This is a genomic window from Streptomyces sp. NPDC050528, assembly GCF_044457795.1.
Lineage (GTDB): Bacteria > Actinomycetota > Actinomycetes > Streptomycetales > Streptomycetaceae > Streptomyces.
Genome location: NZ_JBITHH010000008.1, coordinates 328,594 through 348,095 on the forward strand (window position 1 = coordinate 328,594; position 19,502 = coordinate 348,095).

Here is a 19,502-nt window from a genome sequence, read left to right on the forward strand (position 1 = left end):
AGAGACGGGGAGAGGCAGGGCAGAAGCACGTGCTCGACTACGACAAGGAAGCCGACGCCTACGACGCGACCCGCGGCGGCGAGCCCCGCGCCGCCGCGGCCGCGGAAGCCGTACTCGGCCTGGTCCCGCGGAACGCCCGAAGCCTGCTGGACGTGGCCTGCGGCACCGGCATCGTCACCCGCCGCCTGGCCGAGGCCCGCCCCGGCCTACGGGTGACGGGCCTCGACGCGGCCCCCGCCATGACCCGCGCGGCGACGGCACGGCTGCCCGGTGCGATCGTCCTCGCGGACAGCCGCCGACTCCCGTTCCCGGACGGGGTGTTCGACGCGGTCACGACCGTATGGCTGCTGCACCTGGTGGAGGGCCCGGCGGACGCCGGGGCGATCATCGCGGAGTGCGCGCGGGTCCTCCGCCCCGGCGGCGTGTACATCACCACGGTCGACAAGGCCGCCGCCCACGACGTCGGCAGCGACATCGACGCCGTCCTCGCTCCCCGCCCCCGCCGCCCGGCCCAGGACCACCGCGACGATATCCGCGCCTACGCCGCCGAACACGGCCTCCACCCGGCCGGCACGGCGACCTTCCGCGGCCACGGCCAGGGGCGCAGCCCCCGCAGCACCGTCGTGGACCTGCACCGGGGCTGGTTCACGATGCTGCCACCCGGCGAACCACTCACCGAACGCTTCGCCGCGCAGTTGGAGTCGCTGCCGGACCAGGAACGGCCGCGCGCGGACCCCGAGTTCACGATCCTGGCCTTCAGGAAACCGTCGTCGGACTTCAGGCAGCCCCCGGCCGGGTGAAGTCCATCGTCCAGTTGGTCACCCAGCTCGCCCCGTCGTCCACGGAGAACGCCTGCTCCCACCGGGCGCCGCTCGCGGAGACCCCCGACCAGACGAACCGCACCCGTACGTCCTTTCCGTCGTGGGTGTCGTCGCCGTAGAACTCGCCCCGGCCGTCCTCGAATCGACCGGTCACAGGCGGGAACAGCTTCCCGGTGCGGCTCGACGACCAGTTCAGGGACCACTGTTCGCTCTCCCGGTCGAAGAGCCGCAGGGTCAGCCCCTTCGAACCGAGGTACGGCATGTCGATCTCGTCGACGTTCGCGGCGCCGTCGAAGAGCGGCCGGCAGTTGCTGGTGCCCTCGAACTCCTCCCAGCCGCTGCCGGGTTGAAGGAAGTCGGTGAGGCGACGGTTCGCGACTTCCCATTCGCCGTGGAGGAAGTCGAAGTCGTGCGGGCTGCTCATGAGCGGTCTCCAGTGGTTCCGTCGGGCAGGGAGTCGGCCAAGTAGGCGTCGAGGTCCGGGACTTCGGGCGCGAGCAAGTGCCGTACCCAGGCGTCCCGTTCGTGCAGGATCGGCGGCAGCTCCCAGACACAGCCGATCCACGGCAGGTCGGGAGTGATGAAGTGGGTGGGGTCGTGGTCGGGGCAGCCGAGCACCGGCTGGCCCGCCGAGGCGCCCCGGAAGTGCAGGACGTTGTCCCACACCCAGCTGTACGCGTTCAGATAGGCGCCGTCGTCGCCGCCCCGGTGCAGCACGACGAACGTGGCCGGGGGAGTGCCGTCCGGCTCCGGCAGCAGCTCAGGCAGGATCGCGTACGCCGCCTTCTCCACCTCGGGTGCGATCCCCGCCGGGTCGGCGGAGACGTGGTAGCGCTTGATGTGCCGCCCGGCCACCTCGATCGGCGGTGGCACGGTCAGCAGTTTCTCCGTGAAGGGCATGGCAGGACGCTAGGACCGCTTCACTGACATCCTGTGTCAGTGAAGTCCAGCCGACTCGTCTCGATCCTCCTCCTGCTCCAGACCCGGGGCCGGATGACCGCCGCCCAGCTCGCCGAGGCGCTGGAGGTCTCGGTCCGCACGGTCTACCGGGACGTCGAGGCACTGAGCGCGGCGGGCGTCCCGCTGTACGGCGACGCGGGCCACGCCGGCGGCTATCGCCTTCTCGACGGCTACCGCACCCGCCTGACCGGCCTCACCACGGACGAGGCCGAGGCCCTGTTCCTCGCGGGCGCGCCGGGACCGGCTGCCGAACTGGGCCTCGGCCCGGTGCTGGCCGCCGCTCAGTTGAAGGTGCGCGCGGCCCTGCCCGCCGAACTGCGCGAGCACGTCGACCGGATCAGCGGCCGGTTCCACCTGGACGCGCCGGGCTGGTACGCGGATGCCGACGACACACCATTCCTGCATACAGTCGCCGACGCCGTATGGAACAACCGTGTGCTGTATGCCATGTACCGGCGCTGGCGCGAACCGACCGACGTACGGCGCCGACTGGAGCCGTACGGGCTCGTGCTGAAGGCAGGCCGCTGGTACGTCGTCGCCGGCCCCGGACCCCGTACCTTCCGCGTCGACCAGATCCTGGAACTCGACGCCTCCTCCGCCACCTCCGGCGAGGAGTTCGCCCGCCCGGATGATTTCGACCTGGCCGCGTACTGGACGGCCCACCAACGGGACTTCCACGACCGCCTGTTCCGGGGCGAGGCGGTGGTCCGGCTGGCACCCGGGGTGACGCTCGCACGGGCGGTCCCCGTCAACGGACGGGCAGAGCCGGACGGTTGGACCCTGATGTCGGTCCCGATCGAGTCCGTCGAGCACGCGCACGGCGAGTTCCTGCGCCTGGGCACGGACATCGAGGTCCTGGCACCGCCCGAGCTGCGTGACCGAATCGCGCGCACGGTGGCTCAACTGGCCGAAACGTACGGCAACTTGCTCACGGACAGCGGCGACTGACGGTACGCAACCCGTCCGTCCTCCCAGGAGGTACGCCACGTGAGTCACCCGCACCCGCACGTGCATCCACTTCACCCGCCCCGCCCGCCCCGCCACCCCCGCAGACGAAGGGCCGTACTCTCCACCCTGACCACCGTCGCTGCCCTGATCGCCGCCGGACTCACCACCCTCACCACCAGCACGACCGCCGAGGCCGCCACCGCCCGCCAGGTCGAGGCCCTCGACCGGGGCGTCGTCAGCGTCCACACGGACAGCGGCAATCTGGTCAGCTGGCGCTGGCTCGGAACCGATCCCGACGACGTCTCCTTCAACGTCTACCGGGCCGGTACGAAGGTCAACTCGGCCCCGATCACCGGCTCCACGAACTATTTCCACGCCGGCGCGCCCGCCCAGGCCGACTACACGGTCCGCGCGATCGTCGGCGGTGTGGAGCAGGCCGACTCGGTCCACGCGATCCAGTTCCGCACCGGCTACGAGGACGTCCCGATCACCCCGCCCGCCGGTGGCACCACCCCCGACGGCGTCGCGTACACCTACGAGGCCAACGACGCCTCCGTCGGCGACCTCGACGGCGACGGCCGGCTCGACTTCGTCCTCAAGTGGCAGCCCACGAACGCCAAGGACAACTCCCAGTCCGGCTACACCGGCGACACGATCCTCGACGGGATCACCCTCGACGGCACCCGCCTGTGGCGCATCGACCTGGGCCGCAACATCCGCTCGGGCGCGCACTACACACAGTTCCAGGTGTACGACTACGACGGCGACGGCAAGGCCGAGGTCGCCATGAAGACGGCCGACGGCACGGTCGACGGCGCGGGCACCGTCATCGGCAACTCGGCGGCGGACTACCGCAATTCGAGCGGCTACGTCCTGTCCGGACCCGAGTACCTGACGATGTTCAACGGCCGGACCGGCACGGCGATGAGCACCGTCGACTACGTCCCGGCGCGCGGAACGGTCTCCTCCTGGGGCGACTCGTACGGCAACCGCGTCGACCGATTCCTCGCCGGCACCGCCTACTTGGACGGTTCCCGTCCGTCCCTGATCATGGCGCGCGGCTACTACACGCGCACGGTCATCGCCGCCTGGGACTGGCGGAACGGCGCCTTCACCCGCCGCTGGACCTTCGACACCAACTCCTCGACCAACACCGGCAAGGGCTACGACGCCCAGGGCAACCACCAGTTGGCGATCGCGGACGTCGACGGGGACGGCAAGGACGAGATCGTGTACGGCTCGATGGCCGTCGACGACAACGGCTCCGGCCTGTGGACGACGAAGAACGGCCACGGAGACGCCCTGCACGTAGGCGACCTGGACCCGTCCCGCCCGGGGCTGGAGGAGTTCAAGGTCGACGAGGACGCGTCGAAACCGTCCTCGTGGATGGCCGACGCGAAGACCGGCGCGGTCATCTGGTCCACACCGGCCAACGGTGACAACGGCCGTGGTGTCTCCGGCGACATCTGGGCGGGCAGCGCGGGCGCCGAGTCCTGGTCGGCGTCGGAGAGCGGCGTCCGCAACCCCAAGGGCACGGTGGTGTCGAGCCGCAAGCCCTCCAGCACCAACTTCCTGTCCTGGTGGGACGGTGACCCGGTGCGCGAACTCCTCGACGCCACCCACATCGACAAGTACGGCACGACCGCCGACACCCGCCTCCTGACCGGCGCCGGAGTCCACTCCAACAACAGCACCAAGGCGACCCCGACCCTGTCCGGAGACATCCTCGGCGACTGGCGCGAGGAGGTCGTCTGGCCCACCACGGACAACACGGCGCTACGGATCTACTCGACCCCGTACGAGACGACCACCAGGATCACCACCCTGCTCCACGACACCCAGTACCGCATGGCCCTGGCCTGGCAGAACACTGCATACAATCAACCGCCGCACCCGAGCTTCTACATCGGCGACGGGATGACGACGGCGCCTCGGCCCACGGTGTACACGCCGTAGACCGAGAACCGCCGACCGATCGGCCTCTGTCGGCTCAGCTGAACCCGCCGCTGAAGTCGGAGTTCAGCTGGGCCGAGCAGATGTTGTAACCCCCTTGCGCCTGACCGGACTTGGTCTTCCCGTCGATGGTGATGGAGCAGTGGACATTGCCACCGCCCTGGAGCTGCGCGGTGATCTGGTAGTACAGCGCGTCGCTGTCCACCGTCATGGTCTTCTCCATGGGCAGGCCCTTGCCCTGGAGGTTGGTCCCGTCGCTGCCGTAGGTGATGTCGACACCGGACGGCGCGCTGCCCCACACCTTGAACAGGGCCTTGCCGGACGGCGCGTCGTCGCTCGTCGCCGCCGCCTTGGCCTTCACGGTCTTCGTGACGGTGACCGTCGGCGCGGGCTCGGCCTTCTCGACCTTGGCTGCCTTGGGTGCGGCGGTAACGGTCCTGGTGTCGGTGACCGTCTTCGTCGCGGCGGGCTCGGCACTCGTCTTGTCGCTGTCGCCACCACTGTTGTTGCCCGCGGCTCCGATCAGCGCACCCACGACGAAGAGGGCGATCGCGGCGGGGACGGCCACATACGTACGGGCCCATTTAGGCCCCGGCGGCGTAGGGGCGGGCTCGGGCGAGGGCGGCACGGGTGGTGGCGACTGGTACGACATGGGGTCCCCCTGGCGATTAGTTGGGGGTTGAACTTAACGCCCGATATAAGAGCGGCGTGAGACGTGCGAAGGAGAGGTAATCGATTTGTGACGTTGAAGTGAAGGGCGCGCACCCCTGGGATGCGCGCCCCTGGTCAGGTCACCGTGCAGCTCTGCTCGCCCACCTTGAACGCACCCGGCTTCGAGTTCACCCCCGACCAGCTCCCCGTGAACCCGAAGCCCACGGAAGAGCCCGCCGCCACCGTGCCGTTCCAGCTCACGTTCTTCGCCGTCACCGCCGCGCCCGACTGGGTGTAATCGGCGTTCCACAGCTGCCCGATCCGCTGCCCGTCGGCGAAGGACCAGCCAAGTGCCCAGCCGTTCCAGGCGGTTGACCCGGTGTTCGTCACCTGCACGTCGGCCTGGAAACCGCCCGCCCACTGGTTCGTGATCGTGTACGTCACCGCGCAGGCACCCGTGGGCGTCGGATCGCCACCGCCACCACCACCCCCGCTGCCTCCGTCGCCGGCGTCGGAGGAGTCGCCGTAGACGACCCCGCGCCCGTTCGTCGACACGTACACGCGGCCGTAGACCCTCGGGTCACCGGTGATGGCCGCACCGGTCCAACCCCATTGGTGGGCAGCGTCGTTGATACGCGTCCAGGTCGCGCCCTTGTCGGTCGAGCGGAAGATGCCGCGTACGCCGCCGATCTTCGCGCTGGTGTAGAGCGTCTGGTACGAGGCACCGGTCGCCGCCTTGCCGAAGCCGATGGTGTCGGCCTGGTCGACGTTCGCGAGCTTGGTGAAAGAGGCGCCGCCGTCCGTGGAGTGCCACAGCCCGTACGCCCCGTCGCTCGACCCGCCCGCCAGCCACACGTCCCCCTTCGTGCCGGGCAGCGCCTTGAACCGCACGCTGTCACCACTGGGCAGCCCGGCCGCCGCCGACGCGGTGAAGGTCGCCCCGCCGTCCGAACTGAGGTAGAAACGGCCGGACTTGAAGCCGTAGAAGGTCTTCGCATCCACCCGGTCCGACTCGACGATCGCACCCGCCGGGATACCGCTGGACGCGGCCCAGGACGAACCGAAGCCCGTCGTGTACTGCACCCCCGCCCCCGCCGGACTCCACACGAACCGACTCCCGTCGACGGCAGCCGCCACGGTCCCCCCGCCACTCACGCCCGAAGGATCAGTGCCCGCGAACCAGTTGGCGCCGTTGTCCGTCGAGAACGCGATGTGCGCCCCCGAGTCCACATTGCCCACGCGCACAACGGTGTTGGGGTTGGACTCCGTGAAGTCGAGACTCGTGGTCGTCGTGAACGAAGGCGAAGTGAACATCATCGAGGGGACCTTGGTCAGATCCGTGTGCCGGAACCCGCCGATGTCGCCCAGGGCACTGAGGAGTTGGGCTCCGCCGGACGGGGGAGCGGCGAGGTCGTTGACGGACGTCTCCTCCAGCCCCTGCACCATCGGCTTCACGGTGAACTGGCCGCCGCTGTCCCAGTTGGTCAGGTTCTCCGTGCCGTAGAGGGTCGCCCCCGTCCCGTACATCATGCGGTTCGAGTTGAAGGGGTCGATCTCCAGCGACTCGGTCATCCAGCCCAGTTTCGGGGCCTGTTCGGGCGGCGACGGGTTCGCGCCGAAGGTCAGCCAGGGCGAGGACGAGACGTCCATGGTGTAGCGGTTCGCACGGTTGGGATACGAGGTGTAGTCCCAGGCCTTCGTCCAGGTGCCGCCGCTGTCCGTGGACCGGAAGATCTGCGTGTCCGGCCACCAGGAGCTGTACGCCGTCGCCATCACGGTTCCGGGATGCTGCCGGTCGACGGTCAACCCGCTGAACCCGTAGTAGGTGTCGGCCTCCGCGACCGGGCTGATGTTGGTCCAGGTGCCGGTAGCGGTCGCGTACCGCCACACCTGCCCCTTGCCGCCGTCGTACGGACCGCCCTTGTCGCTGTATGCGATGTACAGATAACCGTTGACCGCATCCAGTACACCCTTGTGGGCCAGATACCCGGTGGGCTGCCCGGCCACCCGTGACCACGTGGCCCCCGCGTCCGTCGACCGGTACACGGCGTTGGCCTGGTCCGCGACCCCGACATAGATCGTCTTCGTCGCACTGCCGGCCGTGCCCGTCGACTCGTCGAAGGTGACCCACACGATGCCCTGGTTGTCGTTGGCGTAGCCACTCGTGTCGGTCGGATCCTGCACGTAGTTGCCGACGTTGGGGAAGTTCGTCACCTGCGACCAGGTGACCCCGGAGTCCGTGGACCGCCACAACCCCTTCCCACTGGGCGCCCCCAGATACAACACGCTGTCCTTGTTGGGATCGACGGCCAACCGCTCACCCATACCGCGCCCCGGCATGTTCCCACCGAGCTTGAACGGCAGATCAGTCTTCTGCCAACTCCCGCCCCGGTCAGCTGACCTGAGCACGGCCCCGTTCGTCGGATCCCAACTGTTCGTGTACGTACCGACAGCCGCGTACACCTTGTCAGGGTTGACTGAGTCGGAAGCAAGACTCACCACCCCGGTGTGCCCCCACTCGTCCCACCCGACCGAGTCCAACAACGGCGTCCAGGTCTTGGTCGACTCCTGCCAGCGGTAGGCGCCGCCGATGTCGGTACGGGCGTAGGCGAGGTTCTTCTCGCTCCGGTTGAAGACGATGCCGGGCACGAACCCGCCACCGTCGATGCGGGCGTTGTGCCATGTGTAGGTGTCGGCCGCGAGAGCTGCTCTTGGGGTGTCGGCGGCGAGAGCGGACGGTGCGCCTGCAAGCAGGCCGGCCGCGAGCGCCAGAACGGCCAGGAGTATTCGGGTTCTTCGCACGGTGGGTTCCTCTCCGGGGGAGGAGCAAAGACACGAGCGCCGGGCGACCCCCAGTGCGGGTAGGGGCCGCCCGGCAGGTAGACCCCGCCGTCAGGTGACGGGGCCACGCACACGGAACTCCGAGGCACTCTTCGAGGAACGGCCGCTCCAACGCCCTGTTTTCAGGGGCGCGGGGAACTGCGTGACCAGCCACAACGGACCCGCAGCCAAACAACCGCCCAACCCGCGGAGCGCCCGGCGGGGGCTATTCAAGAAGCTCCGCGTACGACCCCATGGCCAAGGCGACATCCGCCTGAGCCCAGAACCGGTGATACGTGAAGACAGGCGCAGCCCCACCCGCCAGATAACTCTGGATCTTCGACCACGCCGGATCGTTCTTGTAGAAGGACCGCAACGAGGCAAACGTAGAAGCGGAGTTGACCGCATCCCCGTTCGGCATCGTCCCGCTCCACCCACTCGGCACATACACGCTGTCGTCGAACCGGTTGTAGTCCGCGCGAGTCTCCGGAACGGCAACCCCCAGACTGTCCTGGTAGTTGCCCCACATCCCGTCGAGCAGCGCTTTCGCGGCCGTCTTCGCCGCCGCGTTACCGGACTTCGCGCCGTAGTACGTCAGCGTCTTGGCATACGCGGCAGCCACACCCACGTCATTGGTGTAGTCGGCCACGGTCACATGAAGTCCCGCATTGGAACCGGGACTTGACGCGTTCCACGTGTCCGGCTGCCCCGACCACTGCAACGTCGAGGGAATCAGATACGTCCCGTCCGGATTGACCGTGGTCTTGGACAAGGCCCAGGCCACCCACTTGTCGAGAACCGCCTTCGCGCTCGCGTTCCCCGTCTGCTGGTAGTACTCGGCCACCCGCTCCATCGACCACGCCTGGAAGCCGAACCACTGGTTGGACGGCGGGTCGTGATACACGGGCTGCTGGTCGTAGTACATGCCGTAGAACGTCGACGTCCCGGCCGGCGGACTCGCGTACCGTCCCTGCCAACTGTTCGTCGCCCCACCGGCGATGGCACCCTCGCTCGACTGCAGCCAGCGGTAGAACTCCAGCTGCCGCGACAGCGAAGTACCCCAATCCGCAGCACCCGTCGAGGACTTGGGCTTCAGGTCCGCGTACGAGCTCAACGCATAAGCGGCCAACGGGTTTTGATAACCCCCGTGCACATGACTGGACCCGATCCGCCAGGCCCAACCCGCACTGGCGTCATTGGCCCCGCCCCACGCGTAATACCAGGACAGCAGATAGTCCGAGGCATCCTTGCCGGTCCCGGCAGGGCACGTGGACGGTCCCACACAGTTGCCGATTTTCTTGAAGTACTTGTCGTACATGGCATACCGCAGATAGTCGCCCATCTTCGCCGCCTTGCCGACGGTCGCGGAGACGTCGGAGCCCTTGCCCTGCTCCTTGGCCCACACATCGGCCCAGTATGCGGCCTGCACGGCCCGCGCGTCGGCGTCCGGCGCATCCGTGTACTTCCACTGCTTGGCGTACGAGGAGTCACCGGTGAAGAGGTCCAAGTACCCGTTCGTACCGCCGTACTTGAAGGCGTCGCAGGTCGGCTGCGGCACCGTCTCCCACACCGACTCCTGCGCTCCGCGCTGGAAGGTGTTGATGTACGACGGCCCGCTCGCCGTCGGCCCCGCCTCGCACCCGCCGCCCGGCGTGTCACCGTAGCCGTAGGTGTTGTCGACATCCTCCAGCCAGTGCATACCGTAGACATCGTCCGTACCGTATGCGGTCTTCAGTTCACCGGCGATCGGATCCGATCCCACCGGCACCGAGGTGTCCAGCTTCGCCGGATACTCGTTCGGGGTGTCCAGCTCGGGCGCGTACGTCGCCGGCTTCGAGGCGTTGTAGAAGGAGTTGGTCGGCTGGTCGGCGTGGGTCGGGATCATGTACTTCTCCATGAGAGCCCAGGCACCGTTGAACTTCGACCAGTCGCCCGTCACCTTGCCGTACATCGCCTGCAGCCACAGCAGATAGCTGTACGCCTCCGACGTGGTCTCGTGCCCCTGGTCCGGCGCCTCGACGATCAGGGTCTCCACCGAGTGGTAGGGGATGCCCTGGGGCGAGAAGTAGCCGTTCGCCGGGTTGGTGATCTTCCCATAGAGGTCGAGGAAACGGGCGTCGTACGCGTTCGCCGCCGCCAGTTCCGTCACCGTGACCGTCGCCTTGGTGAACCCCGTCGCCGTCGAGTCGAAGGACGCCGTACCGGTGCCCGACGCGTCGGCCGTGAGGGTCACCGTCTGCGCGGTGTTCCAGTTCGACGGCGTGAAGGTGAGCGACGCGCCGCCGGTGACCGACAGCCCCGTGTTGCCGCTCGCGCGGGCCGTCGTCACCGTCACGTTCGACGACGGCTGCGTGGACAGCGACACCGCGTACGTGCCCGACTTGCCCTGCTGGACGCCGAGTTGGGCCGGTGAGGCCACCACCGCGGGACCCGACGCGACCGTGATGCCGACCGGAGTCGACTCCCCGGACGCGCCCAGACTGTCGTAGGCCTTCGCCACCAGTGAGTGACTGCCCACGGTCAATCCAGAGGCCGAGAGAGAGTACGGCGAGCTCGTGTCCGTGCCGAGCAGCGTGGTGTCGTCGTAGAACTCCACCTTGCTGATCGTCGCGTTGTCGGCCGCCGCCGCGGTCGCCGCGAGCGGGATCGCCGCCCCCTGCGTGTAGATCGCGCCCGCGGTCGGGCTGGTCAGCACGGTGATCGGCGGCTGGTGCGCGCCGGCGCAGGTCGTGCCGTTGACCGCGAACGAGGTGGGCGCGGTGTTGGTGCCGCTGTAACTGAACTGCGCGCCGGTCGAGACGGCGGCGCCCGCGGCGATCGTCCCGTTGTACGACGCGTTCGTCACCGAGACCGTGGAACCGGACTGGGACCAGGTGCCGTTCCAGCCGTTGCTGAGCTTCTGGTTGCCGGTGTAGCCGTACGTCAGGGTCCAGCCGTTGATCGCGTCCGTACCCCGGTTGGTGAGGGTGAGGTCCGCGGTGAAGCCGGAGCCCCAGTCGTTCGTCTTGTAGTCCACGCTGCACTGAACTGTCGCCGCCTGGGCGGGAGTTGTGCCCGTCGCGAGCATCGAGACGGGAAGTGCGAGGGCCGCCACGACAGCGGTCCACAGTCGCCGCGTCAAACGGCGTCTCCTTCTGGGGTGCATGTGCTGGTTCCTCCTTGCGGCTCGGAGGGGTGGGGGCGGAGCAGCAACAAGCCTTGAACCAGTGGGAGCGCTCCCATCGTGGGGACGGGGGTGAGAGCCGTCAAGGTGCTTACGGAGTCGAAAAGATTCGACGCCCGTGGGTTGAGGGAAAGTCAGCGAAAGTCTGTGACTCCCCTGTCCTTTACCGTCACTTGGCGCTACCTTCCTGGACACCAGTGGGAGCGATTCCGTCAGTCGACGCGTCCGTGCGACGCGCCCGAGCTGCAAGGAGTCGCTCATGCGACACCCCCCGCGTTCAATGCTTTTAGCCGTCGCCGGCGCGACCGCCCTTGTCGGGGCCATGGTCGTTCCGGTCGTCACGGCGTCCGGTGCCACTCCCGCGTGCACGGTGGCGTACTCGGTCACCAGCCAGTGGGACACCGGCTTCCAGGGTTCAGTGCAGATCACCAACAACATGGCACCGGTGAGCAGTTGGAGCCTCAGCTTCGACTTCGCCGGCGGCCAGAAGGTCACCCAGGGCTGGAACGCCAAGTGGTCCCAGTCCGGCACGACGGTCACCGCGGCCAACGAGAGCTGGAACGGCGCGCTCGGCACCGGCGCGAGCGTGAGTGCCGGGTTCCTCGCCAACTGGTCGGGGAGCAACGCCGTACCGTCCGCGTTCAAGCTCAACGGCACGACCTGCAACGTAGATGCGGAGCCGACGCCACCCACGTCGCCGCCTCCGACCTCACCGCCGACCGGCGGCAGCGCACCCGCGCTGCACGTCTCCGGGAACAAGCTCGTGGATGCCGACGGCGCCAACCGCCGTCTGCTCGGTGTCAATCGGTCCGGCGGCGAGTTCATGTGCGTGCAGGGCTACGGCATTTGGGACGGTCCCGTGGACGACGCGGCCGTCGCCGCCATCGCCGACTGGAAGGCGAACGTGGTCCGCATTCCCCTCAACGAGGAGTGCTGGCTGGGCCTTTCCAACATCAAGCCCGAGTATGCGGGCGTCAACTACATCGCCGCCGTCAAGGACCTGGTGGCGAAGGTCGAGGCGCACGGCATGACCCCGATCGTCGAACTGCACTGGACCTACGGCCAGTACACCGGCAACTCGGCGGGCTGCTCCGACGTGCACGCCACCTGTCAGAAGCCGATGCCGGACGCGCAGTACACGCCGTCCTTCTGGTCCTCGGTCGCCAGCACCTTCAAGGGTGACCAGGCCGTCGCGTTCGACCTGTTCAACGAGCCCTACCCGGACCGCGCGACCTCCACGACCACTCAGGCGTGGCAGTGCTGGCGGGACGGCGGCACCTGCCCCGGCATCGGGTACGAAGTCGCCGGTATGCAGGATCTCGTCGACTCCGTACGGTCGACCGGCGCCAAGAACGTGATCATGGCCGGCGGGCTCGCGTACTCGAACGACCTGAGCCAGTGGCTGGCCTACAAGCCCGCCGATCCGACCGGCAATCTCGTCGCCGCGTACCACGTGTACAACTTCAACACCTGCGCGAGCGAGAGCTGCTGGAACACCCAGCTCGCCCCCGTCGCGGCCCAAGTGCCGCTGGTGGCAGGGGAGATGGGCGAGAACACCTGCTCGCACGCCTTCGTCGACCAGGTCATGAAGTGGTTCGACGACCGCGGGCTCTCGTATCTCGGCTGGACCTGGAACACCTGGGACTGTTCCGCGGGTCCGTCCCTGATCTCCGACTACGCCGGTACACCCACGGCGTACGGCATCGGGCTGCGCGACCATCTGCGTGCCCTCAACGGATAGGCGCCCTGGACCGATCCACCAGCACCCGCATCCAACTTCCTTCACAGACAAGGAAACCCGCACTCATGAGCCGTACCAGAACAGCGTTGCTCGCTGCCTTGGTGCTCGTCGCCGGGGCCTCGGGGACGGCGGTGGCCGCCGCTCCCTCGGCGGACGCCGGCATCGCCGCGATCCCGTGCAGCGTCGATTACAAGGTGCAGAACCAGTGGGACACCGGCTTCACCGCCGCCGTCACGATCACCAACAACGGGGCCGCCAAGTCGAGTTGGGCCGCGAAGTGGTCGTACGCCGGTAACCAGAAGATCACCAGCGGCTGGAACGCGAAGATCAGCCAGAGCGGGACCGCCGTCACGGCGGCCAACGAGACCTACAACGGGAGCCTGGGGACCGGGAGTTCGGTCAGCTTCGGCTTCAACGCCTCCTACAGCGGCACCAACGCGCTGCCGACCACCTTCACCCTCGACGGCGTGACCTGCAACGTCGACGACGGCAGCGGTGGGGGAGGGGGCGGTGGTGGCACCGATCCCGGCACGCGGGTCGACAACCCGTACGCGGGCGCCAAGGTGTACGTGAACCCGGAGTGGTCCGCGAAGGCCGCTGCCGAGACCGGTGGCAGCCGGGTCTCCAACCAGCCCACCGGCGTCTGGCTCGACCGCATCGCCGCGATCAACGGCGTCAACGGCGGGATGGGCCTGCGTGCCCACCTCGACGCGGCGCTCGCCCAGAAGGGCACCGGCGAAGAGGTCGTCCAGCTCGTCGTCTACGACCTGCCAGGGCGCGACTGCGCGGCCCTGGCCTCCAACGGTGAGCTCGGCCCGACCGAAATCGGGCGCTACGAGACCGAGTTCATCGACCCGATCGCCGCGATCCTCGCCGACAGCAAGTACGCCTCGCTGCGGATCGTCACCACGATCGAGATCGACTCGCTGCCCAACCTCGTGACCAACACCGGCAGCAAGGCCACCGCGACCCCCCAGTGCGACACGATGCTCGCCAACGGCAACTACGTGAAGGGCGTCGGCTACGCGCTGAACAAGCTCGGCGCGATCCCCAACGTCTACAACTACATCGACGCCGGACACCACGGCTGGCTCGGCTGGGACGACAACTTCGTTCCCTCCGCGAACCTCTTCTACCAGGCCGCGAACGCCGAGGGCGCGACCGTGAACGACGTGGCCGGCTTCATCACCAACACGGCCAACTACAGCGCCCTGAAGGAGAACAACTTCACCATCAACGACAGCGTGAACGGTGTCTCCGTGCGGCAGTCCAAGTGGGTCGACTGGAACCGGTACGTGGACGAGCAGTCGTATGCCCAGGCGTTCCGCAGTGAGTTGGTGTCGGTGGGCTTCAACTCCGGTATCGGCATGCTGATCGACACGTCGCGGAATGGGTGGGGTGGTTCGGCTCGGCCTGCCGGGCCAGGTGCAACTACCAGTGTGGACACGTACGTTGACGGTGGGCGCTACGACCGGCGGATTCAGGTCGGGAACTGGTGCAACCAGTCCGGGGCGGGGCTGGGTGAGCGGCCGCAGGCTGCTCCTGCTGCCGGGATCGACGCGTATGTGTGGATGAAGCCGCCGGGGGAGTCGGACGGGTCCAGCACGGCGATCGCCAACGACGAGGGCAAGGGGTTTGACCGGATGTGCGACCCGACGTACACGGGGAATGCGCGTAACGGGAACAACATGTCGGGTGCGTTGCCGAATGCGCCGTTGTCCGGGCACTGGTTCTCGGCGCAGTTTCAGCAGCTGATGGCCAACGCGTATCCCCCGCTGTAGGTGCCGTTGGTTGCGTCGAGTTTTTGGCTGCGGGCCGTATGTGGCTGGTCGCGCAGTTCCCCGCGCCCCTTCAAAGGGGCGTGGGGGTCAGCCCTCGTTTGACAGGGACCGGCGGATTGCGAACTCCACCGCTGAGTAGTTGCCGTCGGGGCGGTCCAGGTCGTAGGGGACCGTCGGGTCCAGCGGGGGCTGTGCCAGGAAACGGGGACGGGTGCCGTGGTTCGGCTGGGCCGCGTGGACCAGGAAGGGGTGGCACAGGTACACGTCACCGGGGCTGCCGGTGGCGTACGCGAGCGGGCGGTGGGCGGTGGCCTCGACCAGTCGAGGGGCGATCTCCAGACCGGACACCCCCGCTTCGCCGTACGGCTCCAGGAGTGGCGGCACGTCGAGATGCGAGCCGACGCGGATGCGGGTCGGGGCGTTGTCCTCGGTCACCTCGGTGAACAGGAACAGCATCAGCAGCGCCCGGTCCCGCGACCGCAGATTGACATGTCCCCAGGTCTCACCCTCGGGGGTGTAACTCCCGTCGATGTGCCAGCCGGCGTCGTCGGGTTCGTCCTCGTGCGGGAAGCGGAGGGGAAAGGCGCCCAGACCGTAGCGCGTCGCCCAGCGTCCCTCGCCGACCAGGAGGTCGAACGCCTCATGCAGGACGGGGGAGTTGGCGGCCGCGGCGAACGGGCCCTGGCCCATGCCCGGCACCCACACCACCGGGTCCTTCCAGGTGCCGGGATCCTCCGGGTCGTAGCCCGTCTCCCGCCACAGCAGTCGCGCGCAGTCCTCGGCGACCCGCGGCGGAAAGGCCCCCTCGATCTTCACGAAGCCGTCTTCGAGGAAGCGTTCCACCATCACGTCGGCCGTGTCGTCCATACGGGCATGCTCGGCGACGGACGCCCTGTTCCGCACCTTGTTTTTTGCCGCTTCGGCAACGGAACTGGCCGCCCGACGGTGCGTCGGCGCAGGCTGGCGGCACGCGGACGAGAGGGTGACCACCATGGCGCACGAGCACGACGAGAAGCACGCACACCACCACCACGACCACACCGACCTCGACTGGGCCGTCATGGGCCCCCTGCTGGAGGCCCAGGCGGAGCTGTTCGCGCCGTTGTACGAGCGGGCGATGGCGTGGCTCGCGAAGGAGCGGACCGATCCGGGGCTGATCGTCGACGTGGGCAGCGGGCCCGGGGTCGTCGCGTGTCTGTTCGCGGAGACGTTTCCGGGGGCCCGGGTCGTCGCGGTGGACTTCTCCGAGCCGCTCCTGGAACGCGCCAACGCCCGTGCCGACCGGCTGGGCTTCGGCGACCGCTTCGGCACGCTGACCGGTGAACTGCCCGAAGTCCTGGGGCAGTTGGAGTACCCGGCCGACCTCATGTGGGCCGGCCGCAGTCTGCACCACCTCGGTGACCAGCGGGCCGGGCTCGCCGCGTTCGCGGAGCGGCTCGCGCCCGGTGGCACCCTCGCGATCATGGAGGGCGGACTGCCGTCCCGGTTCCTGCCGCGCGACTTCGGGATCGGCCGGCCGGGGCTTGAGGCGCGGATCGACGCGATCGAGGCCGAGTGGTTCGCGCAGATGCGCGCAGACCTTCCCGGCGCCGTCACCGAGACCGAGGACTGGCCCGCCCTGCTGGAGTCGGTCGGCCTGAAGCACACCGGCAGCCGCAGCTTCCTCCTCGACCTGCCCGCCCCGGCCCCCGACCGCGTCCGTGCCTACGCCGCGGCCTGGCTGACCCGGGTCCGTGACACCTACGGCGAGGCGATGGAAGCCGAGGACCGGGCCGCCCTCGACCGGCTCGTCGACCCGGAGGACCCGGCGAGCGTGCACCGGCGCGCCGATGTGTTCGTGCTCGCCGCGCACACCGTGCACAGGGCGGTGCGGGCCGACTGACCGGGCCCGTGATCTCGGCGGCTTGACTTCGAGCCTCCTCAAGGTGATGAACTGCCCCTCCAACTGCGCGGAGTTCACCGACCAACGGGGGGACCACCCATGAACGACAACTCGCACGTCGCGCTCATAACCGGCGGCGGCAGCGGGATCGGCGCTGCCGTCGCCCGTCAACTCCTCAGCGCCGGGGGCCGGGTGGCCGTCACCGGTCGCAACGAGCAGCGCCTGTACGACTTCGCCGCCCAACTGGGCCACCCCGAGGGCCTGTTGACCGTCCCCGGCAGCGCCGCCGAGTACGGCGAGGTGCAGGCCGCCGTGGAGACGACGCTCAAACAGTTCGGGCGGCTCGACGCGGTCGTCGCCAACGCCGGGGTCGCCACGCACGACGCGGTGGCCGACGGGGACCCGGCCGGGTGGACCGAGATGGTGCTGACCAACGTCCTCGGGCCCGCGCTGCTGATCCGGGCGTCCGTCGACGCGCTGAAGCAGACGCACGGCCGGATCGTGCTGATCGGCAGCGTCGCCGGGTTCGTGCACACGCCCGGCAACATCTACGGCGCGACCAAGTGGGCGATGACCGGTCTCGCCGAGAACACCCGGCGCCAGGTCACGGAGTTCGGGATCGGCGTGACGCTGGTTGCCCCCGGCCGGGTGGAGACCCCGTTCTGGGACGGCAACGGCAGCCTGCCGCCCGGTCATCTGCTCACCGCCGACCAGATCGCCGACACGATCCTCTGGGCGATCCGCCAGCCCGCCGGCGTCGACATCAACACCGTCGTCGTACGGCCGATCGGGCAGCCCAACTGACACGCCGGGTCAACTGACGTACGGGTGGGGCCCGTTGCCGCGACCGTTCGCGGCAACGGGCCCCACGCGTCTCTCAAGTCAGCTGCTCCGGGGCCTCAGTTGTTGGCAAGGAACTGCTTCGCCAGCTGGTCGCCCAGGGTGACCGCCGCGCTGTGGCTCTCGATGGGGGAGACCGTCGAGTTCTTGAACAGGATGTACGTCACGCCGGAGTCGGCGCCGCCGGTCGCCGGGTCGGGGTCGATGCCGAGGGCACTGGCGGTGGCGTACGAGGCCTCGCCGATGATGTTGGTGGGGCCGGTGTCGCCGACGACCGCGTACTCGACCTTGTTGTTGTAGATGACGGCGACCACGCCGCCGCCCTTGATGCCGTAGCTGGAGTACTTCCAGATGCTGCTGGAGCTGGGCACCACGATGTACGGCAGTGAATCCGCCTTCAGGGGCTGGCCGTTGGACTGGTGGAACGCCGTGTCGTCCTGGTACCAGGGGTCGGCGTTCTCGTTGCACTTCGAGGTGCGCTGACCGTCGCAGTCGATGTCCATGTCGGCCTTCCAGAACACGGCGCCGTTCTTGCCGCAGACCGGGATGGTGGCCGAAGTCTCGTCGTCCGTACGGTACTTGCCGTTCGATATCTGCGAGCAGGACGTCACCTTGGCGAGCAGGTCGGCCGCGCTGACCGAGCCCTCCTGGGCCGACTTGGGGGTGGTGGCACCGGAGGCACTCGCGGGGAGCACTCCGGCGGCGAGCAGTGCGGCACCTGAGGCCGCGGCGAGGGTCAGTGTTCGCATGCGCACTGTGGGGGACCCTTCTGTTAGGAAAGTTTCCTTACCGGGTGCGCAACAAGGTGGCCCCACGGGCATGCTCGCGTCAAGACCCTGGTACGAACCAATGTGGCCGTAGGCGCGGAAAAACGATGCGCCCCGGAGCCATGAGGCTCCGGGGCGCTCGCACTACCTGGGGTTCAGGCCATGTGCCTTGATTTCAGGCCGCGTTGAACGTCGACGGGTCGGGACCCAGGCGCCGGTCCTCGTTCAGCGCGCTGATGGCCGCGAGGTCCTCGGGGTCCAGGCTGAAGTCGAAGACCTCGATGTTCTCCTTGATCCGCGACGGCGTCACGGACTTCGGGATCACCACGTTGCCGAGCTGGATGTGCCAGCGCAGCACGACCTGCGCCGGGGTGCGGCCGTGCTTCTGGGCGATGGCGACGATCGCCGGGACCTCCAGGAGGCCCCGGCCCGAGCCGAGCGGCGACCAGGCCTCGGTCGCGATGCCCTGCTCCGCGTGGTACTCGCGCCCGGCGATCTGCTGCAGCTGCGGGTGCAGCTCGATCTGGTCGACCGCCGGGATGACCGAGGTCTCCGCGATCAGCCGGGCCAGGTGGTCCGGCTCGAAGTTGGAGACGCCGATGGCCCGCACGCGGCCGTCCGCGTACAGCTTCTCGAACGCCTTGTAGCTGTCGATGTACTTGTCCCGGGCCGGCGTCGGCCAGTGGATCAGATACAGATCCAGGTACTCCAGGCCGAGCTTCTCCAGCGACACGTCGAAGGCACGCAGTGTCGCGTCGTACCCCTGGTCGGCGTTCCAGAGCTTGGTGGTGACGAAGAGGTCCTCGCGCGGGACGCCGGAGGAGGCGATGGCCTTACCGGTGCCCTCTTCGTTGCCGTAGATCGCAGCCGTGTCGATGCTGCGGTACCCGGCCTCCAGCGCCGTGGCCACCGCCCGCTCCGCCTCGTCGTCCGGCACCTGCCAGACGCCGAAGCCCAGCTGGGGCATCTCGACACCGTTGTTGAGGATGATCGGGGGGACCTTGCTGCTCACGAGCTCTCGATCCTTCAGTCGTCGGGTGGTACGCCTATCGTCAACGATCACGGGCCGTAGCGCATTCCTGACCGCGAAATCGGTCCGGACTCATCGGCGGGTCGGCGCCGACCGCTGAAGATTGGCGAGAAATGCATCCGACCTTTTTCGGTCCGGACCATTG

General features: G+C 68.4%; 15 protein-coding genes. 7 read left to right on the forward strand and 8 right to left on the reverse strand.

Features of this window, described 5'->3' with window-relative positions; all coding sequences use genetic code 11:
- The first annotated feature begins 29 nt into the window (after window positions 1-29).
- Window positions 30-800: a class I SAM-dependent methyltransferase gene (locus ACIBK4_RS28140; RefSeq protein WP_398998802.1), complete on the forward strand. Its 771-nt coding sequence runs from the start codon at window positions 30-32 to the stop codon at window positions 798-800.
- Here the strand turns inward: ACIBK4_RS28140 and ACIBK4_RS28145 are convergent.
- Together ACIBK4_RS28145 and ACIBK4_RS28150 are read right to left on the reverse strand one after the other, a co-directional pair.
- Complete coding sequence (locus ACIBK4_RS28145) at window positions 778-1,245, reverse strand: hypothetical protein (protein WP_398998804.1); 468 nt, start codon at window positions 1,243-1,245, stop codon at window positions 778-780. The genes ACIBK4_RS28140 and ACIBK4_RS28145 overlap by 23 nt on opposite strands.
- Window positions 1,242-1,721 (reverse strand): hypothetical protein, encoded by a 480-nt coding sequence (locus ACIBK4_RS28150; RefSeq protein WP_398998806.1) that lies wholly within the window; start codon window positions 1,719-1,721, stop codon window positions 1,242-1,244. Before ACIBK4_RS28150 ends, ACIBK4_RS28145 begins: the two co-directional genes overlap by 4 nt.
- Window positions 1,722-1,760: 39 nt before the next feature.
- Between ACIBK4_RS28150 and ACIBK4_RS28155 the strand changes: the two genes are divergently transcribed.
- On the forward strand, window positions 1,761-2,729 hold the full coding sequence (locus ACIBK4_RS28155) for a helix-turn-helix transcriptional regulator (protein ID WP_398998808.1): 969 nt from the start codon (window positions 1,761-1,763) through the stop codon (window positions 2,727-2,729).
- Between the two features lie 39 nt (window positions 2,730-2,768).
- Window positions 2,769-4,685, forward strand: coding sequence for a rhamnogalacturonan lyase (locus tag ACIBK4_RS28160; protein ID WP_398998810.1), 1,917 nt, complete (start codon window positions 2,769-2,771; stop codon window positions 4,683-4,685).
- Window positions 4,686-4,719: 34 nt separating this feature from the next.
- On the opposite strand, the gene ACIBK4_RS28165 is transcribed toward ACIBK4_RS28160, so the two are convergent.
- From ACIBK4_RS28165 to ACIBK4_RS28175, 3 genes are all read right to left on the reverse strand, one after another.
- Window positions 4,720-5,334, reverse strand: coding sequence for a hypothetical protein (locus ACIBK4_RS28165; protein ID WP_398998812.1), 615 nt, complete (start codon window positions 5,332-5,334; stop codon window positions 4,720-4,722).
- 134 nt (window positions 5,335-5,468) lie between these two features.
- Window positions 5,469-8,135: a cellulose binding domain-containing protein gene (locus ACIBK4_RS28170; protein WP_398998814.1), complete on the reverse strand. Its 2,667-nt coding sequence runs from the start codon at window positions 8,133-8,135 to the stop codon at window positions 5,469-5,471.
- Window positions 8,136-8,379: 244 nt separating this feature from the next.
- The gene (locus tag ACIBK4_RS28175) at window positions 8,380-11,298 is read right to left on the reverse strand and encodes a glycoside hydrolase family 48 protein (protein WP_398998816.1); all 2,919 of its coding nucleotides are present in this window, start codon (window positions 11,296-11,298) and stop codon (window positions 8,380-8,382) included.
- Between the two features lie 277 nt (window positions 11,299-11,575).
- On the opposite strand from ACIBK4_RS28175, the gene ACIBK4_RS28180 reads away from it, so the two are divergent.
- Window positions 11,576-13,057: a cellulase family glycosylhydrolase gene (locus tag ACIBK4_RS28180; protein ID WP_398998818.1), complete on the forward strand. Its 1,482-nt coding sequence runs from the start codon at window positions 11,576-11,578 to the stop codon at window positions 13,055-13,057.
- Window positions 13,058-13,122: 65 nt separating this feature from the next.
- On the forward strand, window positions 13,123-14,838 hold the full coding sequence (locus ACIBK4_RS28185; RefSeq protein WP_398998820.1) for a glycoside hydrolase family 6 protein: 1,716 nt from the start codon (window positions 13,123-13,125) through the stop codon (window positions 14,836-14,838).
- 87 nt (window positions 14,839-14,925) lie between these two features.
- Here ACIBK4_RS28185 and ACIBK4_RS28190 read toward each other — a convergent pair whose 3' ends face one another.
- Window positions 14,926-15,705 carry a phytanoyl-CoA dioxygenase family protein gene (locus ACIBK4_RS28190; protein WP_398998822.1) on the reverse strand — a complete coding sequence of 260 codons (780 nt, stop codon included), beginning with the start codon at window positions 15,703-15,705 and terminating at the stop codon, window positions 14,926-14,928.
- Window positions 15,706-15,829: 124 nt separating this feature from the next.
- On the opposite strand from ACIBK4_RS28190, the gene ACIBK4_RS28195 reads away from it, so the two are divergent.
- Both ACIBK4_RS28195 and ACIBK4_RS28200 read left to right on the forward strand, forming a co-directional pair.
- Complete coding sequence (locus ACIBK4_RS28195) at window positions 15,830-16,720, forward strand: class I SAM-dependent methyltransferase (RefSeq protein WP_398998824.1); 891 nt, start codon at window positions 15,830-15,832, stop codon at window positions 16,718-16,720.
- Between the two features lie 99 nt (window positions 16,721-16,819).
- Window positions 16,820-17,524, forward strand: coding sequence for an SDR family NAD(P)-dependent oxidoreductase (locus ACIBK4_RS28200; RefSeq protein ID WP_366429797.1), 705 nt, complete (start codon window positions 16,820-16,822; stop codon window positions 17,522-17,524).
- Between the two features lie 95 nt (window positions 17,525-17,619).
- Here the strand turns inward: ACIBK4_RS28200 and ACIBK4_RS28205 are convergent, their stop codons facing one another.
- Both ACIBK4_RS28205 and ACIBK4_RS28210 read right to left on the reverse strand, forming a co-directional pair.
- The gene (locus tag ACIBK4_RS28205; protein ID WP_398998826.1) at window positions 17,620-18,315 is read right to left on the reverse strand and encodes a glycoside hydrolase family 75 protein; all 696 of its coding nucleotides are present in this window, start codon (window positions 18,313-18,315) and stop codon (window positions 17,620-17,622) included.
- Between the two features lie 187 nt (window positions 18,316-18,502).
- Window positions 18,503-19,339: an aldo/keto reductase gene (locus ACIBK4_RS28210; protein WP_398998828.1), complete on the reverse strand. Its 837-nt coding sequence runs from the start codon at window positions 19,337-19,339 to the stop codon at window positions 18,503-18,505.
- Window positions 19,340-19,502 lie beyond the last annotated feature (163 nt).

Excerpts from the sequence above, each read along its gene's own strand:
- ACIBK4_RS28175 (WP_398998816.1), bottom strand. The coding sequence starts at position 11,298 with ATGCACCCCAGAAGGAGACGCCGTTTGACGCGGCGACTGTGGACCGCT.
- ACIBK4_RS28200 (WP_366429797.1), top strand. The coding sequence starts at position 16,820 with ATGAACGACAACTCGCACGTCGCGCTCATAACCGGCGGCGGCAGCGGG.
- ACIBK4_RS28165 (WP_398998812.1), bottom strand. The coding sequence starts at position 5,334 with ATGTCGTACCAGTCGCCACCACCCGTGCCGCCCTCGCCCGAGCCCGCC.
- ACIBK4_RS28185 (WP_398998820.1), top strand. The coding sequence starts at position 13,123 with ATGAGCCGTACCAGAACAGCGTTGCTCGCTGCCTTGGTGCTCGTCGCC.
- ACIBK4_RS28145 (WP_398998804.1), bottom strand. The coding sequence starts at position 1,245 with ATGAGCAGCCCGCACGACTTCGACTTCCTCCACGGCGAATGGGAAGTC.
- ACIBK4_RS28195 (WP_398998824.1), top strand. The coding sequence starts at position 15,830 with ATGGCGCACGAGCACGACGAGAAGCACGCACACCACCACCACGACCAC.
- ACIBK4_RS28150 (WP_398998806.1), bottom strand. The coding sequence starts at position 1,721 with ATGCCCTTCACGGAGAAACTGCTGACCGTGCCACCGCCGATCGAGGTG.
- ACIBK4_RS28180 (WP_398998818.1), top strand. The coding sequence starts at position 11,576 with ATGCGACACCCCCCGCGTTCAATGCTTTTAGCCGTCGCCGGCGCGACC.
- ACIBK4_RS28190 (WP_398998822.1), bottom strand. The coding sequence starts at position 15,705 with ATGGACGACACGGCCGACGTGATGGTGGAACGCTTCCTCGAAGACGGC.